Source organism: Secundilactobacillus malefermentans DSM 5705 = KCTC 3548 (genome assembly GCF_001436395.1).
Taxonomy (GTDB): Bacteria; Bacillota; Bacilli; order Lactobacillales; family Lactobacillaceae; genus Secundilactobacillus; species Secundilactobacillus malefermentans.
The window spans coordinates 30,565-55,106 of sequence record NZ_AZGJ01000009.1; the positions used below are offsets into that span (position 1 = coordinate 30,565).

The window sequence follows — 24,542 nt, forward strand, 5'->3', positions numbered from 1 at the left end:
TGTGCTAGTACGTGTCAATACAAGTCAGTCAGATGCTGTTGCAGATTTTTTTGAATTTAAAAAAAGTTCTACCTAAAATTAATTTAAGTAGAATTTTTCACTCAATTAAGGCTATTTTGCTGCTTCTGAAGAATCCTTAGTCTCTTTGGCTTCTTTTGAAGCTTTAGTCGTCTTAGTCGATTTTGTTTTTTCATCTTTTGTGTCTTTTGTGTCTTTTGTATCCTTAACAGCATCTTTATCCGCTGACTTCTTACCCTCAGTGGCTTCATCCATGCCATACGCTTTACGAACTTTTAATCGAACCTCATTCATAACATCTGTATGATCAGCGAGATATTTTTTAGCGTTTTCACGGCCTTGGCCAATTCTTTCTTCACCATATGAGTACCATGATCCGGCTTTTTCAATAATATCTTTATCAGCAGCCATATCGACTAGCTCACCAGTTTGCGAAATTCCTTCGCCATACATAATGTCCACTTCTGCACGTTTGAAAGGCGGTGCTACCTTATTCTTAACAACTTTAATTCGCGTCCGGTTACCGATAATATTGGTGCCATCCTTAATTTGCTCAGCTCGTCTAATCTCTAGTCGAATCGTTGAGTAGAATTTAAGGGCCCGTCCACCTGGAGTCGTTTCGGGATTACCGAACATAACGCCAATTTTTTCACGGATTTGGTTAATAAAAATAGCAATAGTATGCGTTTTATTGATGGTTCCAGAAAGCTTCCGAAGTGCTTGGGACATTAGCCGCGCTTGTAACCCAACGTGCGCATCTCCCATTTCACCTTCGATTTCAGCTCTAGGAACTAGAGCTGCAACAGAATCAACAACAACAAGATCAACAGCGCCACTGGTAACTAAGGCATCAGCAATTTCCAAACCTTGCTCACCGGTATCTGGCTGAGATAAGAGTAAATCTTCGATATTAACACCGAGGTTTGTCGCATAGGCAGGATCCAAAGCATTTTCAGCATCAATATAAGCAGCTGTCCCACCTTGTTTTTGAACTTCCGCAACAGCATGCAACGCAACGGTTGTTTTACCAGAACTTTCAGGTCCATAAATTTCAACAATTCGGCCCCTTGGATAACCGCCTACACCCAATGCATCATCTAATGCCAATGAACCGGATGAAACAGTTGCAATTTTAGTATCTGGTTGGTCACCCATTCGCATGATGGCGCCTTTTCCAAAGTTTTTCTCAATTCTTTTCAATGCCGCATCTAAAGCAGCTTTTCGCTCGTCAGCCATTCCAAACCTCCTCAATTTCTAACACTTGTTGTTACAATTACTATACATATACAAATTTTAAAAAGCAAGCAAAAGCCGAACAAAAGTTCTTATTTTATAATTTGACGACGGATGATATCTAATCCAGCGTAAACGCTTTGTTTCCTAACCGCTGCTCTTTCACCAGAGAAATGCATCTCCCACGCCTCGGTTGGCTGATTTACGAAGGCAAGTCCAATCCAAACGGTCCCTGCAGCCTGTCCTTCAAGCTTATCAGGACCTGCAACGCCAGTAAATGAAATCGCCAAATCGGTAGATAGTATTCGTTTCGAATTTGCTGCCATTGCCATCGCAACCTGCTGACTGACAACCCCGTATTTAGAGATTATTTCTTCAGGAATTCCTAGCAACTGGTGCTTCGTCTTATTGGCATAAGTGACAAAACCACCAGGGAAAATTGCCGAAACACCCGATACATTTCCAATCGTACTTTGAAATTCGCCAGCAGTTAGACTTTCTGCGGCCGTGATGGATTGGTTTTGCCTAATGAGATTTCCGACAACAAACGTTTCAAAAGAAATCGCATCATCAATATCAAGAAAATCTTCCCGCAATTTACTGATAAATTCATTTTTTTGCGTTAAAACGTCCTCTTCAAAATCCGATTGTGACATATTGTTTCCAAATAGAGTGACAGCCACTTCACCATTGGCTAATAATTGAATTTTATGAGAAACATTTTCAGAAGTCATTATTGCACCTTTAATACGCTCAGCCAACTGTAATTGGGTTTCAAAGGCATCAATAAATCTAAATTTCTTTGATTGAAGCACCTCAACTACCATCTTTTACCTCCTTAATCTAATATACGAAAAAATTGGTTTGAATTTTTTTATTTGTTAAAAGAATCTGCAAAAACGCCGCGATTTTGGACAAAATAGTCAATTCCCGAATAAACCGTAAAGAATAAACAAATATAAAGCAAAATTAAGCCCATAGGAATATTGAGTGCATCAAAAAGAACGTTGTTTAGTAACAACAAAATAATCCCTAACATTTGCGTTGTTGTCTTTATCTTTCCAGGCCAAGCTGCAGCCATGACTTGCCCATCGTTTTCTACAATAATCAAGCGTAGCCCAGTTACTGCGAGTTCTCGACAGACAATGATTGCTACCACCCATGCAGGTGCCTTACCCAGTGCAACAAGGAGAATAAAGGCTGTCATCACAATCATTTTATCAGCTAACGGATCGGCGAATTTACCAAAATTGGTCACAAGATGCCTATGCCGTGCAATTTGCCCATCTAGAAAATCCGTAATTGATGCAATCGCAAAAATCAATGCCGCCCAAATTTGAACAACCGGAATTTGTGTTCCAGCCCAAGTAACGATTCCCCAATTAAAAGGGATTGCTAATAACAACAGAAACACCGGTATTAAGAAAATTCTCACTACAGTCAATCGATTTGGTAAATTCATCGTTTTTCCCCCTTAAAAAATAGACGGTTTCTTCTTAAGTAAGAAACCGTCAATCATTCATACAATTTTACTTAAAAATAATTGTTAAAGAGCTCAATTGTGCTGTTGTTGTCGTTGAGCTTGTGGAACTTGATCCATACTGAGTAGTCGCTGAACTACTTGTACTTGTGGTCGCTGATGTCGAAGATGAGGTCTGACTACTTATCAATTTTGCAAGTGGCACCTTATGCCCACCAATTGAAATTGTCGTACTTGATGGTCCACCAAGTCTAAAGGTTAGTTGAGTCGTTGCTGTAGGAACTTTTACTGTATGAGAACTAGACTGAAGCGTTCCTTGCCACAACTGAGCAGTTGTTGAAGATACAGAAGTCCATGCATTTGCAGACGTTTTAATTGTCACAGCTTTGGACTTTGGTGCATTCTTCATTGTTAATGTTGCAGCTGAACCAGAATTTGAGGTAGTTTCAAAGCTAACTTTTGACTTCTTAGATGAACTAGAAGCTTTCTTTTGACTCTCTTTTTTGCTGCTTGAAGTACTTGAAGAACTCCCTGAAACAGAAACGGAGCTACTATCAATGTTATCTTGAGAACTTTTCTGGGAATGTAGTGAGCTTGCATACCAAATACCACCGAGAACCAAAATTACGACCACAATTGCAACGACCATCGGAATCTTTCTTCTAAGTTTTTCGTATCGGTCATCAACTTTTCGCTGAGTTGACCGAGTCGTTGGATTGTTTTCATTAACCTTATCAGTATATTCTTGAGTCTTGGTATTAGGTAACTTGTTACTAAATTCATTTAGCAATTCAGCCCCGTCTAAATCGACGGTATCCGCGTATTGCTTAATAAAAGCCCGCACGTAAAAATCGCCGGGTAAATCATCGAATCGCTCTTCTTCAATTGCAATTAAGTATCGCTTTTGAATTTTGGTTGTTTGCTGCAAATCATCTATCGTAAAACCTTTAGCAATTCTTGCATCACGCAACGTTTTTCCTATAGATACGTTATCCTTTTCACTCATAATTAAAATTTTTCTCCAAATGTTTAATTTTAAAAACCAGTTCCAGTATAGCATAAGCCCAATTAGGTTTTTACGTAGAATGCCTAAGACGACCATATTTTAGAAAATTTTAATTCTATTCGCTAGGTAAAATTTTTCTTATACTAATCATTTCTTCGTTAACGAACGATTTGGCTGCTTTAAGAATATTTGGCATCTCAAGTTGTCGAATAGCGGCAATTTCATCAAATAACCCCGTTCCACCGAATAAGTTATCGTCATAGTCATTCGCAATCGTTGATAATGAATTCATTGAAAGTAGCGTCGCCCCAATTGCTTCTCTTTTAATAACCTCTAAACGATCAGCCAATCGCTCTAATTCTTGTTCTGCATTGAGTAAAATACTCTTAATTCTAGTCGCCATCTCATCAGGACGATTCGTTTCTCCTGCAAAAATTGCAAAATGAGAGCCCCGTTGAATTTCAAAACTATAGCCAAAACTATCGTCAATGATGCCTTCGTCATATAAGCTCAAGTAGTTATCAGAACTCTCTCCAAAAAGTAAATCTAACATCGTATTCACTGCTTCTTCATAAACTAAGCCATCAAAGCCAGTCGGAACCTGATCAATTCCTTTTATCCCAATTGTAACTCGAGGCCTTTGCAGCTTCATTTTTAAGGTTTGATTATGGACGATTTCCTTGTCATAGTAATCCTCTTTAATTCTGGTCGGATTCATATGAGTCAGTAAAGTCTTTTGATTTTGATTTTCTGCGACCCATGCTAAAACCGTGTCTTTATCAAACTTACCAACAACAAAAAGGCTCATGTTGCTGGGTTGATAAAATTGTTGATGAGCGAGATAAAGTGTTTCTGGCGTAATTTGCTGGATTGAATCCACGGTACCCGCAATATCTGTTGACATAGCAGTTCCATCGTACATTGAAGCAATCGCACCAAAATAAGCCTGCCAATTTGGATCATCTTCATACATGAGAATTTCCTGGCCAATAATACCAACTTCTTTGGTGACTGTTTTATGACTAAAGTATGGTGTTTGAACGAAATCTAACAAGTTCATCAAATTTTCTTTTAGATAATTTGTAGCAGAAAATAAATAACTCGTTTTTGTAAAACTGGTGTATGCATTAGTGCTTGCACCATATTTTGCAAAAACGTCCGCAGCATCATAATCCTTTTTCTCAAACATCTTATGTTCCAAAAAATGCGCTAATCCATCCGGAAATTGAACCCTGTCAGTTTGACCATTCGGAATAATCTGATTATCGATTGATCCATAATTTGTTGATAATACGGCATAGGTTTCACTGAACTCCGGTTTTGGAAGAAGATGAATTGTTAATCCGTTATCCAATACTTGGCTAAAAATTGTTTCCTTCAGTTCCGAATAATTTTTTTCTTGCATCATCAAGCCCCTTTCAAAAAGAACACTGCTTGAAGTTTAACCTTTGAAGCAATCGTCATGACATCCTCTTTCAAAACATGTTCAATATTTGCGAACCATTCTTCATTTGTAAGTTCTCTACCAAAGAGTTCCTTCAAAATCATTGCACCCATCAAAGCCTGTTGATTGTCATCAGCAATTTGGCGATCACTTATAATTTTAGAAATGACCCGATCAAACTGATCCTTGGTAAATTTTCCTTGATTAATATCTCGAATTTGCTGTAAAACTAACTCCTCAACGTGAGGCGCGTCTTGACTATTAATCCCCGTTTCAACGACAAGTAATCCCGTATATGGACTATAAACACTTTGTGCATAATAGGCCAAGCTTTCCTTTTCTCGAACATTTGAGAAAAGCATCGAAATTGGTGAGGCACCTAAAAGCTCGTTAAAAACTAACGCTGCAAAATAATCTTTTTCCGACCAATAAACGGGAAAAGAAAAAGCAAAGTTTAATTTCGATTGAGAAACAGGTTGATCAAGTTCATTCCGCTTAACCAGACTAAAATCTTGGTGATGATTAAAAGGAGAACTTAATTTCTCACTATTTCTCTCGTCAAAAGGTAATTTAAGTACTAATTTCTTAATAACGTCCACATCCACATCTCCCAAAACAGAGATGTTAACAAGGTTGTGATTTAAGGAGTTCTTGTAATATGCAAATAATTTTGAATTTGATACTTCTTGCATCAGGTCTACACTACCCAAAACACCATTTGCAAATGCTAAGTCATTTGCGTAATACAACTTTCTTAGCTCAATAGCTGCTAGCTGTTGTTTGTCGTCTAATGCAGAGTTTAGATAATCAATTACGTTTTCTTTTTGACGAATAAACGTTTCCTGATCAAACGCCTCATCGCCTAAAAGTGGATGGAAGATGACTTCATTTAAAAATTGAAAAGCAGATTTTATCAATTCCGCCTGTTTCTCATTTGAAAGTCCCAAATACTTACCATTCACCAAATTGAACGTAAATCGAATTCCTTGTTGGTTACCGTATCGAAAGACACTAGCACCAAAGCTTGCCCCATACATCCAAGATAGCTGCTCAGCTAGTGCTGTTTGCGTCGGATATTTTTCACTAGATGTTTCTAGTATCTGTGCTAGTAGTACCCGCATTGATGTTTCATTAACATTTACAGGTGCCATAAAATCAATATAAATCTTAATCGTCTTAAATTTTTCGGATTTCTTTATATTTAAATTAATGCCGTTTCTAATATTGATTCTCAAAATCATCCTCCGTTCGCGTCCTAACAATCTTAAATTAAAGATCAATTAAATACAAGTAAAGTTGCCACCATCCAACAAAAAAAGCAATGAATAGTCTCATTCATCACTCGGTTAAAACTATTTAGCTACCAATGGGGAATCAACGTCATTACCAAACCACTTTTTATTGATGGAATTTAACGTCCCATTCTTCGCCAAAACCTTAAGACCATCATCAATCTTCCGCTTAAGTGTTGTATCACTTTTTCTCAATCCTACTCCAAATTCTTCTTTAGGAAATGGGGTTGAAATAATTCGATACTTACTTGGATCTGCCTCATGCTTAACATAATAATCAGCATACGTACTATCAATTAGTAGGCCTTGAATTCGACCAGCATTCAAATCAATAAATGCATTAGTGAATGAGTCATATAGAATGGGTTGATTCCCTTTAATTCGATTCTTTAGTAACGAAGGATACGTACCAATGTCATTAGCACCAGAGGATCCAGTTTGGACTCCCAGTGACTTCCCCTTCATATCTTTCAGGGACTTAATTTTGTCTTTTCTTAATGAAACTAACGTCTGGTTGTTTCTTAGATATGTGGTTGAAAAGGCAACCTTCTTTTCTCGTTCAGGTGTTTTTGTATATCCATTCCAGATTAAGTCAATCGTCCCATTCTTCAATTCTGTAGCGTTCATTGACCAGTCAATTGTCTGAAAACTAACTTTAATATGGTAAAGTTTAAAAACAGCTCGTGCTAAATCAACATCATAGCCTACCAAATTTCCACTTTTCTGTCTAAATCCCATCGGAACAAAACTATCATCTAGTCCAACTGTTACTTTTTTAGCTTTATTAATTTTTGACCAATTATCTTGTTGATCAGCTCGTTTCCCAACTTGACTGCAACCGGTCATGATGGTTGCGCTAAGAACAATTGCTAACAAAGCAAATCCCTTAATCAATTTTGCAGTAATTTTTTTCATTAGTAACCCCTCTATTCATTGCTTGGAGAAACTTGAAATAGGTGATCCGCAATATTTTTAGCAAACTCCATATCATGGGTGACAACTATTTGTGTCATCTTTTGCTCTTTTAATTTCAATATGATTGTTTCTACCTCTTGTCTGAGATCGGGATCCAGTGCTGATGTTGGTTCATCATAACAAAGAATTTTGGGATTCATTGCAAGGGCTCGTACGATTGCGACACGTTGTTTCTGACCACCAGATAACTGATAAGGATACAACGTCTCTTTTCCTTCGAGATTCAACTGTTTCATTTGAATTTTGGCTTCTTCAATTGCATCTTTATCTGATTTATGTAACACCATTTTTGGTGCCAACGTAATATTATCGAGAACGGATAGATTAGGAAATAATTGAAAATCTTGAAAAACAACGCCAATCACTGAATCATTATCCCGATTTTCATATGGGTTGAATGATTGACCGTCTAAGATGAATTCACCCGAATTGGCCTTTTCTAACCCACTAATGCAACGAAGCAATGTCGTTTTACCAGCACCTGAAGGGCCAACAATGCAAAGTATTTCACCATCAGAAACTGTTAAATTAATATTGTCTAGAATCATTCGATCATCAAATTTTTTCGTAATATTCTTTAGCTCTAACATACGCTTTCCCTCCTATTTCCAGGTGTTATAGCGTGACTCAACTTTTCCTAAAATGTAAGTTACAATTGCTGTCATCAACAGATAGATAACGCCCACCAACAGTAATGGTACTAACGTAACATCTCGTGCTGTTGCAACATTTCCAGCTCTTAGTAAGTCACCAATACCAATGACATAAACAAGTGAAGAATCCTTAATAAGATTAATCACTTCATTTCCAATTGATGGAATAACAATTTTTACAACTTGGGGAATCACGATTCGCCGAATTGTTTGCCAGTAAGTTAACCTTAAAACCTTTGCACTTTCATACTGTCCCTTAGGAACTGACTGCAATCCGCCTCGGAAAATTTCTGCAAAATAAGCCGTGTAGTTTAGAATAAAAGCAAAAATAGCTGCATCGTATCGATTAAAAATAATTCCTATAATGGGTAAACCGTAGAAAACAAAAATTAACTGTAGTAGGAGAGGTGTTCCTCGCATTAGCCAAACATAAAACTTTAATATGGCAGTTAATGGTTTAAACTCCGACGTTAATCCTAAACCTAAAACAATTCCCAATGGAATCGAAACGACGATTGTCCAAAAGAATATTTGTAAGGTCATACCTGCTCCAGATAATAATGATGGTAATATTTTCATAATGTATTTCATAGCGTGAATCCCCCTTTTTGATATTGCAGATAGTTTTAAAAAACTCAAGAAACAAAAAAAGTCCTCTTGGATAAATAATATCCAAGAGGACGATTGAATTCGTGGTGCCACCTCATATTCGTCCACTACTTACGCAGTGAACCTCAGTAAGTTATCATAAACAACTTACGGACGGTAACGAGTCCAACCCGAGTTTTCTTATTAGTTGTTTCAGAAAATTAGCTCGTAGATGTGCTTCACACTTGATCAGGCAAGCCTTTCACCGCCGGCTAGCTCTCTGATGACTGATTCAAATGCTACTCTTCTACTTCATTGCTTTTTAATATACAGACAAATATAGAACTTTATGGGTTCATAGTCAAGCGTGATTAATCACGCTTAAACCACAATTTCATTCGAGACCAAAAGCCGGGCTTTTGCTCCTCAATTTTCATAAGTGGAACTGAGGCGCCCTCAAGGCGACGAGCAATGTTACGATAACCTTTCGAAACTGGATTGTTTTCATTCAGCACGATTGGTTCGCCATGATTAGAAGTTGCGATAACCGCATCATCATCAAAAACAATCCCAAGCAATTCAATTCCAAGATGATGAGTTAATTCATCAACGTCCATTACATCGCCTTCTTGCATCATATGTGGACGGATTCGATTAATAATCAATCTTGGTTCTTCTTCAAGTGGATGTTGTTCCAAAATACCAACAACTCTGTCAGCATCTCGAACAGCAGAAATTTCTGGTGTTGAAATGATAATAGCCGCATCTGCACCAGCGATAGCATTCAAAAAGCCTTGCTCAATGCCTGCAGGGCAATCAATCAAAACGTAATCAAAATCAGGCATTAATTCTTCAACGATGTCACGAACTTGGTCTTCATTTAAAGCAGTTTTATCGGTCGTTTGGGCTGCTGGAAGCAAGTATAAACGATCCTCAAAGCGCTTATCCTTTACAAGTGCTTGTGGTAATTTTGCACGACCATTGGCAACGTCAACAATATCGTAAATGATGCGATTTTCTAAGCCAAGAACGACATCTAAGTTTCTTAGTCCTATATCTAAGTCCATAAGACAGACGCGTTTGCCCATGAGTGCAAGTGCAGTACCAATATTTGCAGTCGATGTTGTTTTTCCAACACCACCTTTACCAGATGTAATGACAATTGCTTTTCCCATTTTTATTGACCCCCGATTCGATTGTAAAGCTTAGGATTAATTTGTTTCAATTCTTTTAACTTACCGTACGCTAGTATGTGAAGATCATTGACGTATGCAACTACTTGATCGTTGTCGTCAATTTTCTCGTCATCAATAACATCAAACTGCTCACCAACTCTAACCTGTTGAGCATTATGTATGTTACCAAGAATTAATTTTTCTTCAGAATTAGGATATCCAGCATGTAGAATACCAGCAATATTCCCCATCGAAAAAATATTCCCAGTAGTAATTAATTTACCGCCTTCGTGAATGGTCCCTAAAAAGAGAATATCGCCATTCAGTTTAACCTCTTGACCATTTCGGATAGTTCGACTAATTAAATGAACGTTTTCACGTTCTTTTAATTGATACGCATCAGTGACGGTCATCACATTTGAGCTAATTTTATGAATTGAAAATTTAGGATAAGTAGCCGCTAAATCCTCAATTTGCTTTTTTTCACCAGATTTAAGGATTCGATCCTCAGTTAGCACGTCAAAAGAAAGCCTTGCTGCTTCTAATGAGCTAGGTTCGGCCGCAAGTTTGTCAAAAAGCCGTTTAAGCTCAGCGATTATTTCTGTGAATGAAGCCGACTGATTCAAAATTAATTGATATCCATCTTGATTACCTTTAAGTAAAACTGCCTGCATGGCGAAGGTCCCCCTCGTTCCCACTCTATCTTAGACGATTGAACAATGCTTGAATAGGAAAATATAAAATAACAAACATGGCAAGGTTATAGGCTAATGTTGGTGCCAGTGAATAGATTAAGAATTCACTACTTGTCAACGATGTTAAATGAATGGTGCTGTTTGCCAAGTAGCTAAGCCCTGAAACCATCGTTATATCTATAAAATAAATCAGAAAATTAACCAAAAAAGTATTTGGTAATGCCCGACTTAATGCCCTTGTCAGTAAAATAACTAACGGAAAGATAAATATAAAAACACCAAATATCCCCGTATAGTATAAATCAAATATGACTCCAATGGCAATTGCCCACGGAACAAGTGGAATAGAAATTTGATTTTCAAAGAAATTAGCCAAAACTAACCAAAGCACAACAAGGTAACTTACCATCGTGTATGGATAGTTAAACATTTGATTTGAAAACACTTGGCTAATAGATCCATCTAGAAAAAAGAATAGCAATAAGCCAATTGGAAAGCCATAGCGAAGCTTTGATAATCGTAGCATTTTGCTTCCTCCTAGTTTGTTGATACCGCCACAGTTACGACGCTCAAATTACTAAGATCTCCAGCCGGCTTAATCACAACTTTTGAGGCTAGTCCGTAATCGTCATTTCCAGCTGAAATAACTTTACCTACATACAGGCCTTTCGGCGTTACACCACCAAGACCACTTGTAATAACTTTGTCACCCTTTTCTAGCTTTTTCTTTGAGGTGACATTACCCATTACAATTCGATTTGTTGCCTTATCATATTCATTAATAACACCATTAACCGTTTGTCCGCTCTTGTTAGTGACTTGAATGGCAAATCGGTTTGAAGAATCGTTACTATCTGAAATAAGTTCAACTTTACTATTAGTTTTATTGACCTCAGAAATTCGACCAACTAACCCGGCACCGGACAAAACAGGCATGTTTTTCTTTATGCCAGATGCTTGTCCTTTGTTAATAATAACTTGATTCTGCCAAGATGAAGGTGTTCGACTAATGACCGCAGCAGTTACCGCAGAATAGTCAGTTAATGAACTATTTAATTTAAGTTCCTTTTTTAGCTGTTTGTTTTCTTTCGATAACGTTTCGTCTCGAACTTGGGTTTGAGTTAATGTTTCAACTTGCCCCTTCAACTTTTGGTTTTCTTGGTACGTATTAAGTAACCCTGAAATTGCTTCAGATGTACCTTGCAGTCCATTTACCGGCAATGCGACAATCCGATCTGTAAATCCAACAATATCATTACCGAATTGTTGGATTAGAGGTGGAGTCGATCGTTTGTTACGAATGACGACTGATAGATTCATTAATGCAATACACACAATAATGCACACAATAATAATTACTAACCGCCGATTTGAGAAAAATCTACGCATTATAGTCCTCCATGCCACCCGTTTTTATCTAAATAAAAGAAGCGGGAAGCTTTCTTCCCGCAACCCTTTTATCGCTTCTTCATAACGTCGATGCTCTTTAAAGATTCACCAGTTCCAATTGCGACACAATCCAAAGGTTCGTTTGCAATAAAAACAGGTACTTTAGTAGCATCTGCAATAATATCTGGAAGATTCTTTAACAAAGCACCACCACCAGTTAAAACAATACCATGATCAATAACATCAGCAGCAATTTCTGGAGAAGTTTCTTCGAGCGTTTCTTTAATTGCAGAAATAATTTCTTCAACTGATTCGTGAATAGCAGTCGCAATATCAACAGCCGAAACTTCGATGGTCTTCGGAAGGCCTGAAATTAAATCACGTCCTCTAATTGAAGCACCTTCAATTTCTTCAGCTGCTTCTTTTGAAGCAGAACCAATATCCCACTTTAATTGTTCAGCAGTTCTTTCACCAATCAATAAATTGAAGTGTTGACGAATATACGCAATGATTGCATCATCAAATTTATCGCCAGCCATTCTAATTGAGCGACTTGAAACAATGCCACCCAATGAAATCGTGGCAACGTCGGTCGTGCCACCACCAATATCAACTACCATACTACCGGTAGGATCCATAACAGGTAAACCTGAACCAATTGCAGCTGCAAATGGTTCTTCGATAACGTAAGCATCCCTTGCACCGGCAACTCGAGTTGCATCAATAACTGCACGTTTTTCAACTTCAGTAACGCCACTAGGTACACAAACCATTACGTATGGCTTACCATTTGAACGTCCAAGCGTCTTTTGAATAAAATACTTCATCATTGCGACCGTTGTGTCATAGTCAGCGATAACGCCATCTTTCATAGGGCGAATTGCCACAATACTTGCTGGAGTACGCCCAATCATGTCGCGCGCATCTCCACCAACGGAAACAATATCTCCCGTTTTAGTGTTTTTAGCAACCACTGATGGTTCTCGTAGAACAATGCCCTTGCCTTCTACGTAGACAATTGTATTAGCAGTACCGAGATCGATACCGATATTTTTCGTTCCAAATCCGAACACTGTGTTCCATCCCTTCATAAACAGCAATCATTTTATTTAACCAATTTCAATATTGATATTATACCATATCTAGTCTTTATTAAACACGCCGCTATTGAAAGAATAGCTGAATCACTTGTGATCTGCAAGGAATTATCTGAATTTAAAATATTCTTATTAAAACTGTTATGATTCTGTCAAAATTCCCTCTTCACGTAGACTCAAATAACCAGTCGCACTCACAATCAGGCTGTCTAGCAAATCAATCCCCATCATTTTGCCACTATCACATAATCTTTTTGAAAATATCAGATCATTTTTAGAAGGTGTCAATTGCCCACTTGGATGATTATGGACCATCAAGATTTTATTTGCGCTGAACCTAACTGCCAACTGAAAAATTTCTCGAGGATGTGCAACACAACTATTTAAATCACCCTTGAAAATTACTTCATCAGATATGACCTCATTTTTTGTATTTAAACACATAATCCGCAATTGTTCTTGCGTGAGCTGGCCCATTTCATCTGATAACCAATTACCAACTTGCTGACTACTGGAAATAACGCCGCTATAACTAATAGGCTCAGCTTGAATAGCACGACCAAAATTAATTAACTTCACAAGTCGAATTCGATAATCAATTCCATCGCAATAATCAACATACTGGTCCTCAGTCGCTGCTTTTAACTTATACATGTCCGTAAAATGAAAGAAAAATATTGCGACTTCCTCTTTCAATAAGTTTCCAGGTGCTCCTAACCAATGTAGCGCCCTTTTTATTTCCATTGCTTCTTGAGTTCGTTCCATTATACAAAAAACCCCTTTCCATAATGTAAATACGAAAAAGGGTTTCATTTAACCGATTAAATTTTGACGAACTTCAGAAATGAAATACAAAGACCCAGTAATCAGAATCACATCGTCTGCCGAAATTGAATGCATTGCAATTGTTAATGCCAACTGCCAATTATCAGCAATCTGAACCCGATCATGCTTAGATAATTGATTAAAAATCGTCTTTGGATCGGCTGGTTTCCGCTTGCCTGGTCCGTTAAACGTGGTCAAAATTAAATGGATGTGGGCATCTGAAAGTAATTCAGTCACCATTTTTTCAAATTCTTTGTCTGCTAAAATTGCCAAAATTACATAAAGCTCTTGCTGCTTGTACCTGTTTTTTAAAAAATTAGTTACAGCAACCATCGCCGGTGGATTATGAGCACCATCTAAAATAATTTGTGGACTCTGATTGATTAATTCAAATCTACCTGGCCACTCAGTCTTCTGTAACCCATCACGAATAACCTTATCAGATTTAATCCCTTTGAGCTGTTCCTGAAATAAAATAAAAGCAGTCAGCGCAGTTGCTGCATTCTCCACCTGATAATCACCCATTAAATCAATTCGAAGCTTTTTCAATTGCGCCGCCTTAAATTGATAATCAAAAATTTCACCCCAACCAGTCGGTGATTCTATTTTCACGAAAAAATCAGTAGCATAATGAAATAAAGGTGCTGATTTACTAGTTGCTTCACGCTCAATTGTTGTAAGTGCATCCATCGGAACGTTTCCAACAACCACGGGCACACCATCTTTAATAATCCCGGCCTTTTGACCGGCAATTTCAGGAAGTGTGTTACCAAGCAATTTCATGTGATCAAACCCAATTGTCGTAATAACCGAAACTAACGGGGTCAGAACATTTGTCGAATCAAATTTTCCACCAATTCCGACTTCAACAACCGCCACATCAACTTTAATCTTTGCAAAATAGACAAACATCATTGCGGTAATTATTTCAAATTCCGTGGGACCGCCAGATTCTAAAGTTTCATCCAGTTCTTTAATAATTGGCTGAACTTCATTGACCAAATCAACCAGGTCTTCGTCGCTAATTGGCTGATTGTTAACACTTATTCGTTCATTAAATCGCATCAAAAATGGTGAAGTAAAAGTTCCGACTTTTTGCCCCGTTTCCATTAGTAAGCTTCTCAAAAAAGCCACGGTAGACCCTTTTCCATTGGTTCCTGCAACGTGAATAATTTTTAGTCCTTGTTCCGGATTGTTTAACTTTTTCATAAAAATCTTCATTCGCGAAAGAGTTGGAATTTTCTTAAATTGTGTTCGTCCGTGAATGAATGCTAACGCCTCTTCATAAGATTTTACCAATTTGAAAAATCCTCCTAAAAAAGCGGACTGAGCTTTAAGCCACAGTCCGCCCCTATTTTTAATGTTTTTAATTCTTTAGGTCCGCTAACCGATCTTTCGTTGCTTGTAGCTTCGCTTCGTTATCAGTTTGCTTTTGACGCTCTGCCTCAACCACACTATCCGGAGCATTTGAAACGAATCGCTCGTTTGCTAATTTTCCTTTGGCTCTTTTTACCTCAGATTCAAACTTAGCGATTTCTTTTTCTAATCGTTTAGCCTCATCATCAAGGTCCACGAGTTCTTCGAGTGGTACGTATATTTCTGCATTCAAAATAATACCGGTCATCGAAAGCTTAGGTGCCTCCACGTTTGCGCCAATTTCAAGCTGCTTTGGATGTGCAAAACGTTCAATATAATCTTGATTTTCGGTCAAAATTCGTTCAACGTTTTTATCACTCGTCTTGATCAGTAAATCAATTGGCGTTGCCATTGGGGCATTAGCTTCTGCCCGAATATTACGAACCGCTTTAATCAATTCAATCAATGATGCCATATCATCACTTGCCTGAGCATTCTTAAATTCAGTATGCGTCACTGGATATTCCGCCGTTACTAACGACTTACCTTCATGTGGCATAGACAACCAAATTTTCTCAGTAACAAACGGCATAATTGGGTGTAACAACTTTAAGGTTTGGTCAAGAACATAAGCTAGAACATTTTGGGTATTTGCTTTGGCTTTTTCATCATTACCATTCAAAATTTCTTTACTCATTTCAATGTACCAATCACAGAAGTCGTTCCAGATGAAATCATAAAGGGCTCTTCCTGCTTCACCAAAGTTAAATTTATCAAACTTATCAGTAACCTGTTCAACTGTTTCATTTAACTGGTTCAGAATCCATTTGTCTGCTAAATTCCATTCTGATTGATTGGGAAGTGAAGGCTTCTTCACGTCACCCAAATTCATAATGACAAATCGACTAGCATTCCAAATTTTATTAATAAAGTTCCATGCAGAATCCATTTTTGTGTAGCTAAAACGCACATCTTGACCAGGAGTAGAGCCATTTGAAAGGAACCAACGAAGTGCATCAGCACCGTATTTATCAATCACGTCCATTGGATCAATTCCATTACCTAATGACTTACTCATCTTACGGCCTTGCTCATCTCTGATTAGCCCATGTAAAAGGACATGCTTAAATGGCCGCTTCTCGGTGAACTCCAAACTTTGGAAAATCATTCGAGAAACCCAGAAAAAGATGATATCATAACCAGTCACCAATGTATCCGTTGGGAAATACCGTTTATAGTCTTCAGCATCTGTATTTGGCCAGCCCATCGTTGAAAACGGCCATAACGCGCTAGAGAACCAAGTGTCAAGAACATCCTTGTCCTGGTCCCAATTCTCAATATCTTTAGGAGCCGTTTCACCAACATAGGCTTCACCGGTCTTTTTATTATACCAAGCTGGAATTTGGTGACCCCACCATAATTGACGAGAAATAACCCAGTCATGAACGCCTTCCATCCACTGTGTAAAGGTTCCTTCAAAGCGATCCGGCACAAAATCAACTCGTTGATCAGTCGATTGGTTCTTGATAGCAGCTTCTGCAAGTGGCTTCATCTTAACGAACCATTGCGTTGAAAGTCGTGCTTCAACTTGAACGCCGGTTCTTTCTGAATGGCCAACTGAATGCACAATTGGAACGACCTTAATCATCAAATCTTGATCTTCAAGATCTTTTACCATTGCCTTACGAGCTTCAAAGCGATCCATTCCAGCGTATTTACCAGCCTTTTCATTCATGCTGGCATCCTCATTCATCGTGTTAATTCGTTCAAGGTTATGACGGTTCCCAACCTTAAAGTCATTAGGATCATGAGCTGGCGTTATTTTTACCATTCCTGTTCCAAACTCAGGGTCAACGTATTGATCAGCAATGATTGGTATCTTTCGGTTAGCAAGTGGTAAAATGACTTCTTTTCCAACCAATTCTTTATAACGATCATCACTAGGATTAACCGCAACCGCTGTATCACCCATCATCGTTTCAGGACGAGTCGTTGCAATTTCAATGTAGTTTTTACCATTAAAAGTTGTGTCATCTACGAATGGATACTTAACATGATAAAAAGCACCCTTATCATCCTTATGAATAACTTCAATATCAGATAACGCGGTTCTTGCTTGTGGATCCCAATTAATAATATATTCGCCACGATAAATTAGACCTTTATTGTAAAGCGAAACGAATACCTTCTTAACGGCATCTGATAAGCCATCATCTAATGTAAAGCGTTCACGAGAATAATCGAGAGAAAGGCCTAATTTTGCCCATTGTTTATGAATGGTACCGGCATATTCATCCTTCCATTCCCAAACTTTTTCAATGAACTTTTCCCGACCGAGATCATACCGACTAATTCCCTGTTCACGTAATTTTGCTTCAACCTTTGCCTGAGTGGCAATACCAGCGTGATCCATTCCTGGCAACCATAAAGTATCAAAGCCTTGCATTCGTTTTTGTCGAATAATCATATCTTGCAATGTTGTATCCCATGCGTGTCCCAAATGAAGTTTTCCAGTTACATTCGGCGGTGGAATAACAATGGAATACGGATGAGCTTTCTTATTACCACTTGGTTTGAAAACATCTTCATCAAGCCATTCTTGGTATCTGCCGGTTTCAACTGCGGCAGGGTCGTACTTGGTCGACATATCAATTTCTTTTTCTGACATCAAAATCACTCCCTATTTTTTCGCTATCTAAGAAAAAAAGCACCCCGCCTATGTCATAAACATAGGACGAAGTGCTCGCGGTACCACCTAAATTGGGCTTTTAACCCCTCTTAAATAACATGTTTTAACGGCCGTTACTCCGAATTTACCTACTAGGTTCAGTAAATTTGCTCACAAGTTACCTTCAACTAAGTAAGGGACAAAGGTTTCAGCATTCCTTCGCTCTCTAAACCGCTTAATTAGTTTACTCTCTTGTTCAAAGCATTATTTATAAGTCCCATACTAGCTATTTTTGACCTATTCGTCAACTCTCGGCGTTAATTTTTCGAGTGCATCGAGAGCTTTCAAATAGTCAGGTTCATGATGGATTTCAGAAACGATTTCACGATAAGTAATAGTACCCTCACCATCCACCACAAAAATTGATCGCGCTAAATTTCCGTTTACGGAAATATAGAGCCCCATTGCATAACCAAACGACAATTCCTCATCAGAAAGAACCTGCATGTTTTCAACACCCTCAACGGCACACCATGCCTCTTGCTCCTTGATTGTGTTGTTAGAAATTGTAACAAATTTAGCATCAGGATAATGGTCGGCTTGCTGATTGAATTTACGAGTTTGAATACTACATACCCGAGTATTAATATCCGGCACAACGCTAATGACCATTGGCTTTCCAATTAGTGAAGCCATCTTAATTTTCTCGTCGGTATCACTAAAGACCTTAAACTTCGGTAACTTATCGGAAACTTCGGGCGGGTTGCCACTTAATTCAACAGGTGAACCATCGTCATTTACTCTCACGTAAATCCACTCCTTCTTTATAGCTAACCCTAAGATACCGCGTAACTGAGTGTCTTTCAAGCACCTTTTCTTAAAGATTCCAAACTTTTTGTGTGAATGCCTTTATAGAAGTTCTGCAAAAACATCCGATTGTTGATTTAGGAACTTTTCATTTGGTTTTACATCCACAATTTTAATACCTTCAACTGCTTCTTTAACCAAACCATCAACATCAATTAGTTTTTCAAAGTTTCGTGATTTATCCAAGGCCGGACGGGTTTTAGGTGCAGGAGGTGTGAAAATGGTACAACAATCCTCAAACGGTAGAATTGATAAATCATAAGTGCCAATTTTTTCGGCGATTCTAATGATTTCTTCCTTATCCATTGAAACTAAAGGTCTCAAAACAGGGAGTGTGGTCACATCGTTAATCGCCATCATACTCTCCAAGGTTTGAGATGCAACTTGTCCCAAAGCCTCACCTGTAAAAATTCCCTTTGTATGACGAGATTCTGCAATTGCAGCAGTAATTCTAAGCATCATACGACGCTGAATGGTCATCAAATAACCTTCTGGTACCTTTTCTTTAATTTCTTCTTGAATCTTCCTAAATGGAACCTGAATAAATTGGATATTGCCACCAAAAGTTGCAATCTTTCCAGTTAATTCCTCGGCCTTTGCAAGAGCTTGCTCACTCGTATAGGGCGGGCTAAAAAAATGGACCATATCTAGCTTAACTCCGCGTTTCATTGCTAGATATGAGGCAACTGGTGAATCAATACCGCCAGATAACATCATGACGGCACGACCACCGGTTCCAACTGGTAAGCCACCAGCTCCAGGGATAATTTCACTCGTTAGATAAACGCCATTTAATCGAATTTCCACTCTTAAAGTTATGTCAGGCTTCTTCATTTTAACTTCGATACCTGGAACATGTTCCAAAACATATCCCCCCAGCATATCGTTTAGCTGATTTGTATCAAACTCAAAATCATGATCCTGACGGCGCGTATTTATCTTAAATGTTGTTCCAGTTTTAAACTGTTCTTTCACCATTGCTGCTGCGGTCTCTTTAATCGTCTCAATATCTTTAGCCACCTTAACCGAGGGCGAAAGATTTTCAATTCCAAAGACACCACTTAAACGTTCGATTACGGCACTTGATGATTCTCCATTTAAGGTGACATGGAGTCGATCATGTTGCGCTTTTATCTCCAAATTAGGAAATTCTTGCAAACTTTGTCGCACATTTTTCCCTAATTGACGAATAAAATCTTTTCTATTTTTTCCTTTGGTGGATAGTTCACCATACCGCACCATGATTTCAGAATATTTCATTGCTTACTCCCTTCCCTAAAGACTAGTTTGTCGTTTCATTACTAAGTTTCTTAAATTGATCATATAATTCATCGAATACTCGATTAAATTCATCAGCTTCTTCAAGCGTATTATGTTCATCAAGTGACACCCGAATGGCACTCGTTGAAATTCCCTCCGGAACGTTCATTGCGGCCAGTGTGCTAGATACCATGTGTTTCTTTGAAGAACAAGCACTGGTCGTTGAAATATAAATTTGATGCTCCTCAAACGCATGCACAATCGTTTCACCACGAACCCCTCTGATTGCAAAGCAAAGAATGTGTGGTGCAAATCCTTCATTATCTTCAGAGAATAATGTTACGAGTGGAAACTCTTTGACATGATTCAAAATTCGTTCTTTAACAGCCCGCTGTCGTTGAACTTTATCCTGCTCATTTGTCAACAAAAGCCTAAGTGCTTTGGACATTGCTGCAATTGCTGGCAAGTTTTCAGTTCCGCTTCTTAGGTTTCGTTCCTGACCACCACCCGTTAATAGCGGTGCAATTCGTCTTCCTCTTCGCGCGTAAATGAATCCAATACCACGAGGTGCATGGAATTTATGGCCAGAGAACGAAATGAAGTCAACACGATCATTAAAAATTAAATCTGAAATCCCTTTGCCAATTCCCTGTACAGCATCAATGTGATAATGGACCTTTGGATAATCCTTAAGAACATCCGCAACCTCTATAAGCGGCTGAATCGTACCAATCTCATTGTTCACAGCCATAACTGAAACTAGAATTGTTGTTGGCCGTAAAGCTGCTTTCAGATCATCTATTGATATCCGACCATGCTCATCAACTGGTAGATAAGTAACTTCAAATCCCAGTTGTTTCAACTGTTCCATTGAATTGTGAATGGCGGGATGTTCAACTGCAGTCGTAATCAAATGATTACCAAATTCACGTTTTTCGATTGCAGTTCCCTTTAGAACCCAGTTGTCGCCTTCAGTTCCACCACTCGTAAATAGAATCTCACTCAATGAAACACCAAGTAAATCAGCAATTTGCTGACGAGATTGCTCTAGTAGGCCAAATGCCTGCTCGCCAAACTTGTGCAAACTAGAAGGATTGCCCCAAATTTGTTTGCTAACCGCGTCATATGTAGAAACGACTTCTGGGTCAGCCTGCGTTGTTGCACTGTTATCAAAATATATCATCTTATATAAATTCCTCTTTATTTAGATTGGTTCGACTCCAATCGAAATCCTAACAATTATAACAGATATGTCACTTCATTCAAGGGTTCCGATTTCAAACAAAAAACGCCTAGCATTAGTTGCTCGACGTCTTATTTGGTTTGTATCGACTTATAGTAACTATCTTCTAGTCGTTTGTATGACCCAGGTTCTACTTTATCTAATGCCGTCGCAATCGTTTCAAGGCTTTCGGTATACTTGTACTCTCTATCAAAAAGAGCTTTTGCCTTTTGGCTTGCGGTTTCAATTTCTGGTTTAGATAATCGGAATCTATTAGCATATTGGATTAACTGTTCTGCCAGTTTGGCGCTGTCTCGCAAATCAGTTGATTTCTCTTTTAAGGTATCTAAATCCGACTGAATCATGATTAATTGCTTCGTGATTTCTTCCATATTTATTTGAACTTGACCAATAGCATCCGCCAACTTATCAACTTCATCACTGACAACAAAGAAATAATCTAAGTAATCTTTCGGCAGCCCTGGTAAATTCAAATTCTCAATATTTCGCTTTAAACTATGCATTTCGAAATCAAAGCGTTGAAGTGTTTCTCTCGCTTTCTTTTCTTCGTCACTCAAAGCAGAAACGCTATCATTTATTTCAGTCTGTTGCTTTTCAATTTGAGTTAATTCTACTTTTTGTTTTTCTTGTCTCTTTAGAATTTCAGAATAAACAGCTGATTTTTCCGTTAAACTTTGAATATCTAGTTGATAACCATCGTTAATCTGCTTCAATTGCTCTGTTAATCCCCTTGCGGTCGCAACTTCATCATGATCTAACGTATAGTTTTGATTAAGTCGTTCAAGTTCTCTTAATAACACCCTATTTTGGTTTTGAGCATGTGCAATGAACCTTGAAAGCACGTCCAAGTTTTCTTCAACAGGACCTCTTGCCTGATACTCAGTCTCCATTGCGGCGTACAAGCGATCAATTTGTTTTTCAATTCTCGCATTTGCAGCACTAGCATCTTCAATTTTTAAACCTTCAAGTGCTTGTTTACTTGTTTCAATTTGTTTGCCAAGCCCAGCGATTTCCCGCTCAAAGTCCATTTTAGGAAAATTGAAGTGTTGCTTCATCATTTGCTGACTACCAGTTTTGATTTCAGTAAGCTGAGCAGGAAATTCTGTTGCAATATCTTTATACAAACCAGGTATTGCAGAAAGAAGTTCTTCTAGCCGTCCCGTCTCCGTTCTTAAGCTTTCGAGAATACTCTCAGCGTGTTCATGATCCCCTTCACTCGTAAACTTAGAGAAGTCATCAAAGTCCGCTTCTAATCCACTGAGCATATCTTCAAGCTTATCAATGCTCGGACCATATGAAAAATTCTTAGCAAGTAACGTTTTACGAATTTCCTGATACTTGCTTTCCAAATCAGACACTGCTTGACGGTGTTGACGATCAATTTCTTGGAGGTCTGCCAATCCAGTTTTCACAGAATTGAATTCTTGTTCCATTACGGTGACTAACTCTGCTAATTTATTGCGCGTTTCCCTAGCAGCAAAAATCTGGAAGTTTTTCGTTTGTGCTTCTCCAGCTTCTAGTTGTTCAGAAAATTGCTTTTCACGATTTGAATCAATATCTTCAAAGCTTTTTTGCAAATCATTAAAATCCTGTAACGACTTCCCAGTTAGACTAAGCCGATTCGCTTTTTTGATATCTGCACTCAATGACTCTTTATCTAATTTCTCTTTTCGATCACGTAACTCTTTAAGTTGCTGATTCACGTGATGTTGATATGCCAAAACGCCAATGTAGATGACGATGGCCAAAACAATGATTCCCACAAGAACCCTTATCATTTGGACCCCATCCTTTATTACAGCATAATAAAATTATGTACTATTGTTGCTTTTTTTGAATTTTCACACTAAAATCTAAGCTAATCTAAATTATATCATAGATAAGCGCTTACCTTCATCTGAATTTGGCATTATTACTGATATTAATTAAATTGATGACTATCGGAGGACTCAAAATTGACTGAAACTGATTTTTCAATTGTAAACGAACAGATTGATGCCTTACTCACGGGAGAAACTAATCCCGTTGCAAATCTTTCAAATGCATCCGCGCTCTTATTTGATACCATTACCGACATTAACTGGGCTGGCTTCTATCTATATAATGAAGAAACCGAAGCTTTGGACCTTGGACCTTTTCAAGGAAAAGTTGCTTGCATGCACATTAATAACGGCAGCGGAGTTTGTGGAACTGCTTTTAAAACAAACACCGTTACCCGAGTTAAAAACGTTCACGAGTTTCCTGGACACATTGCCTGCGATTCCGACAGCAATGCTGAACTCGTTGTTCCCCTTGAAGTATCCGGAAAGTTAATCGGTGTCATGGATATTGATTCAAAATCGCTCGATCGATTTTCTGACGATGATCAAGCAGGACTGACTAAATTTGCGTCAGTCCTAGCATCACACCTTGACATTGCCTAGTTAGTCGCGTTATACTGCTCTTTGTGTAAAATAATGCAGCGGTGAGCGGTAAGCTCGTCAACAGATCACTGCCCAATAGGCGGTTCAATAAGTAACCTGCGGCTGCATATGGCGAAAGTTGCAAAGCGATCTGCACGAATACTAAGTTCACAGAGGATTATTTTACTCCAAATACAATATTGGAGGAACTACTTTATGTCACGTTATACAGGACCAAGCTGGCGTATTTCACGTCGTCTTGGCATTTCACTTTCAGGTACAGGTAAAGAATTATCACGTCGTCCATACGCTCCTGGCGATCACGGTCAAGGCCGTCGTCAAAAGCTTTCAGAATATGGAACTCAATTACGTGAAAAGCAAAAGCTTCGTTTCATGTACGGAATGACTGAACGTCAATTCCATAATTTGTTCGTTAGAGCTGGTAAGATTCGTGAAGGTAAGCATGGTGTTAACTTCATGATCTTACTCGAACGTCGTCTTGACAACGTTGTTTACCGTTTAGGTTTAGCAACAACTCGTCGCCAAGCTCGTCAACTTGTTAACCATGGTCACATTACTGTGGATGGCAAGCGCGTTGATATTCCTTCATACGAAGTTACAGTTGGCCAAGTTGTCAGCGTTCGTGAGAAGTCAAAAGACTTACAAATTATCAAGGATGCCGTTGAAGCAGTTGTTGGTCGTCCTCAATACGTTGAGTTCGATGCAGACAAGCTTGAAGGTTCACTTTCACGTTTACCACAACGTGAAGAATTGGAAGCTGATATCGACGAATCATTAATCGTTGAATACTACAACCAATTATCATAATTGTCATAAAAAAATCACTTCAAAATTTGGCTCTTTGTCAAATCCTGT

Annotated in this window: 23 protein-coding genes and 2 other annotated features; of the genes, 2 read left to right on the forward strand and 21 right to left on the reverse strand. The window is 38.4% G+C overall.

Annotated elements, in window-relative coordinates; translation table 11 throughout:
* Positions 1 to 111: 111 nt before the first annotated feature.
* From recA to ezrA, 21 genes are all read right to left on the reverse strand, one after another.
* Positions 112 to 1,254, reverse strand: a complete 1,143-nt coding sequence (recA, locus tag FD44_RS02935; protein ID WP_010620693.1) for a recombinase RecA — start codon at positions 1,252 to 1,254, stop codon at positions 112 to 114.
* 89 nt (positions 1,255 to 1,343) lie between these two features.
* Entirely contained in the window at positions 1,344 to 2,078 is a 735-nt protein-coding gene (locus FD44_RS02940; RefSeq protein WP_010620692.1) for a nicotinamide-nucleotide amidohydrolase family protein, read from the reverse strand.
* Positions 2,079 to 2,125: 47 nt separating this feature from the next.
* The gene (gene pgsA / locus FD44_RS02945; protein WP_010620691.1) at positions 2,126 to 2,713 is read right to left on the reverse strand and encodes a CDP-diacylglycerol--glycerol-3-phosphate 3-phosphatidyltransferase; all 588 of its coding nucleotides are present in this window, start codon (positions 2,711 to 2,713) and stop codon (positions 2,126 to 2,128) included.
* 67 nt (positions 2,714 to 2,780) lie between these two features.
* Positions 2,781 to 3,737 carry a helix-turn-helix domain-containing protein gene (locus tag FD44_RS02950; protein ID WP_010620690.1) on the reverse strand — a complete coding sequence of 319 codons (957 nt, stop codon included), beginning with the start codon at positions 3,735 to 3,737 and terminating at the stop codon, positions 2,781 to 2,783.
* Between the two features lie 115 nt (positions 3,738 to 3,852).
* Positions 3,853 to 5,142 carry an EF-P 5-aminopentanol modification-associated protein YfmH gene (gene yfmH / locus FD44_RS02955; protein ID WP_033445295.1) on the reverse strand — a complete coding sequence of 430 codons (1,290 nt, stop codon included), beginning with the start codon at positions 5,140 to 5,142 and terminating at the stop codon, positions 3,853 to 3,855.
* Between the two features lie 2 nt (positions 5,143 to 5,144).
* On the reverse strand, positions 5,145 to 6,416 hold the full coding sequence (gene yfmF, locus FD44_RS02960) for an EF-P 5-aminopentanol modification-associated protein YfmF (protein ID WP_050899338.1): 1,272 nt from the start codon (positions 6,414 to 6,416) through the stop codon (positions 5,145 to 5,147).
* Positions 6,417 to 6,533: 117 nt separating this feature from the next.
* On the reverse strand, positions 6,534 to 7,388 hold the full coding sequence (locus FD44_RS02965) for an amino acid ABC transporter substrate-binding protein (RefSeq protein WP_010620687.1): 855 nt from the start codon (positions 7,386 to 7,388) through the stop codon (positions 6,534 to 6,536).
* A gap of 11 nt (positions 7,389 to 7,399) precedes the next feature.
* Complete coding sequence (locus tag FD44_RS02970) at positions 7,400 to 8,038, reverse strand: amino acid ABC transporter ATP-binding protein (RefSeq protein WP_010620686.1); 639 nt, start codon at positions 8,036 to 8,038, stop codon at positions 7,400 to 7,402.
* Between the two features lie 12 nt (positions 8,039 to 8,050).
* Positions 8,051 to 8,692 (reverse strand): amino acid ABC transporter permease, encoded by a 642-nt coding sequence (locus tag FD44_RS02975; RefSeq protein ID WP_010620685.1) that lies wholly within the window; start codon positions 8,690 to 8,692, stop codon positions 8,051 to 8,053.
* Positions 8,693 to 8,774: 82 nt separating this feature from the next.
* Positions 8,775 to 9,014 (reverse strand) — a binding site (T-box leader).
* A 46-nt stretch (positions 9,015 to 9,060) separates the two neighbouring features.
* Entirely contained in the window at positions 9,061 to 9,864 is an 804-nt protein-coding gene (gene minD / locus FD44_RS02980; RefSeq protein ID WP_010620684.1) for a septum site-determining protein MinD, read from the reverse strand.
* A 2-nt stretch (positions 9,865 to 9,866) separates the two neighbouring features.
* The gene (locus FD44_RS02985; protein WP_010620683.1) at positions 9,867 to 10,538 is read right to left on the reverse strand and encodes a septum site-determining protein MinC; all 672 of its coding nucleotides are present in this window, start codon (positions 10,536 to 10,538) and stop codon (positions 9,867 to 9,869) included.
* A gap of 25 nt (positions 10,539 to 10,563) precedes the next feature.
* The gene (mreD, locus tag FD44_RS02990) at positions 10,564 to 11,085 is read right to left on the reverse strand and encodes a rod shape-determining protein MreD (protein ID WP_010620682.1); all 522 of its coding nucleotides are present in this window, start codon (positions 11,083 to 11,085) and stop codon (positions 10,564 to 10,566) included.
* Between the two features lie 11 nt (positions 11,086 to 11,096).
* Positions 11,097 to 11,948: a rod shape-determining protein MreC gene (gene mreC, locus FD44_RS02995; protein WP_010620681.1), complete on the reverse strand. Its 852-nt coding sequence runs from the start codon at positions 11,946 to 11,948 to the stop codon at positions 11,097 to 11,099.
* A 68-nt stretch (positions 11,949 to 12,016) separates the two neighbouring features.
* A complete protein-coding gene (locus FD44_RS03000) occupies positions 12,017 to 13,021 on the reverse strand; it encodes a rod shape-determining protein (protein WP_010620680.1) in 1,005 nt (334 codons plus the stop codon).
* 165 nt (positions 13,022 to 13,186) lie between these two features.
* A complete protein-coding gene (locus tag FD44_RS03005) occupies positions 13,187 to 13,810 on the reverse strand; it encodes a JAB domain-containing protein (RefSeq protein ID WP_010620679.1) in 624 nt (207 codons plus the stop codon).
* A 48-nt stretch (positions 13,811 to 13,858) separates the two neighbouring features.
* Positions 13,859 to 15,169, reverse strand: a complete 1,311-nt coding sequence (locus FD44_RS03010) for a bifunctional folylpolyglutamate synthase/dihydrofolate synthase (protein WP_010620678.1) — start codon at positions 15,167 to 15,169, stop codon at positions 13,859 to 13,861.
* Positions 15,170 to 15,236: 67 nt separating this feature from the next.
* A complete protein-coding gene (locus FD44_RS03015; protein WP_010620677.1) occupies positions 15,237 to 17,894 on the reverse strand; it encodes a valine--tRNA ligase in 2,658 nt (885 codons plus the stop codon).
* Positions 17,895 to 17,953: 59 nt separating this feature from the next.
* Positions 17,954 to 18,163: a binding site (T-box leader), on the reverse strand.
* A gap of 28 nt (positions 18,164 to 18,191) precedes the next feature.
* Positions 18,192 to 18,701 carry a thiol peroxidase gene (gene tpx / locus FD44_RS03020; RefSeq protein WP_010620676.1) on the reverse strand — a complete coding sequence of 170 codons (510 nt, stop codon included), beginning with the start codon at positions 18,699 to 18,701 and terminating at the stop codon, positions 18,192 to 18,194.
* A 102-nt stretch (positions 18,702 to 18,803) separates the two neighbouring features.
* Entirely contained in the window at positions 18,804 to 20,021 is a 1,218-nt protein-coding gene (thiI, locus tag FD44_RS03025; RefSeq protein ID WP_010620675.1) for a tRNA uracil 4-sulfurtransferase ThiI, read from the reverse strand.
* A gap of 22 nt (positions 20,022 to 20,043) precedes the next feature.
* Entirely contained in the window at positions 20,044 to 21,204 is a 1,161-nt protein-coding gene (locus FD44_RS03030; protein ID WP_010620674.1) for a cysteine desulfurase family protein, read from the reverse strand.
* Positions 21,205 to 21,335: 131 nt separating this feature from the next.
* Positions 21,336 to 23,042, reverse strand: a complete 1,707-nt coding sequence (gene ezrA / locus FD44_RS03035; protein WP_010620673.1) for a septation ring formation regulator EzrA — start codon at positions 23,040 to 23,042, stop codon at positions 21,336 to 21,338.
* A gap of 177 nt (positions 23,043 to 23,219) precedes the next feature.
* On the opposite strand from ezrA, the gene FD44_RS03040 reads away from it, so the two are divergent.
* Positions 23,220 to 23,687 (forward strand): GAF domain-containing protein, encoded by a 468-nt coding sequence (locus tag FD44_RS03040; protein WP_010620672.1) that lies wholly within the window; start codon positions 23,220 to 23,222, stop codon positions 23,685 to 23,687.
* Positions 23,688 to 23,882: 195 nt separating this feature from the next.
* Positions 23,883 to 24,494, forward strand: coding sequence for a 30S ribosomal protein S4 (gene rpsD / locus FD44_RS03045; protein ID WP_010620671.1), 612 nt, complete (start codon positions 23,883 to 23,885; stop codon positions 24,492 to 24,494).
* The last annotated feature ends 48 nt before the right edge of the window (positions 24,495 to 24,542 follow it).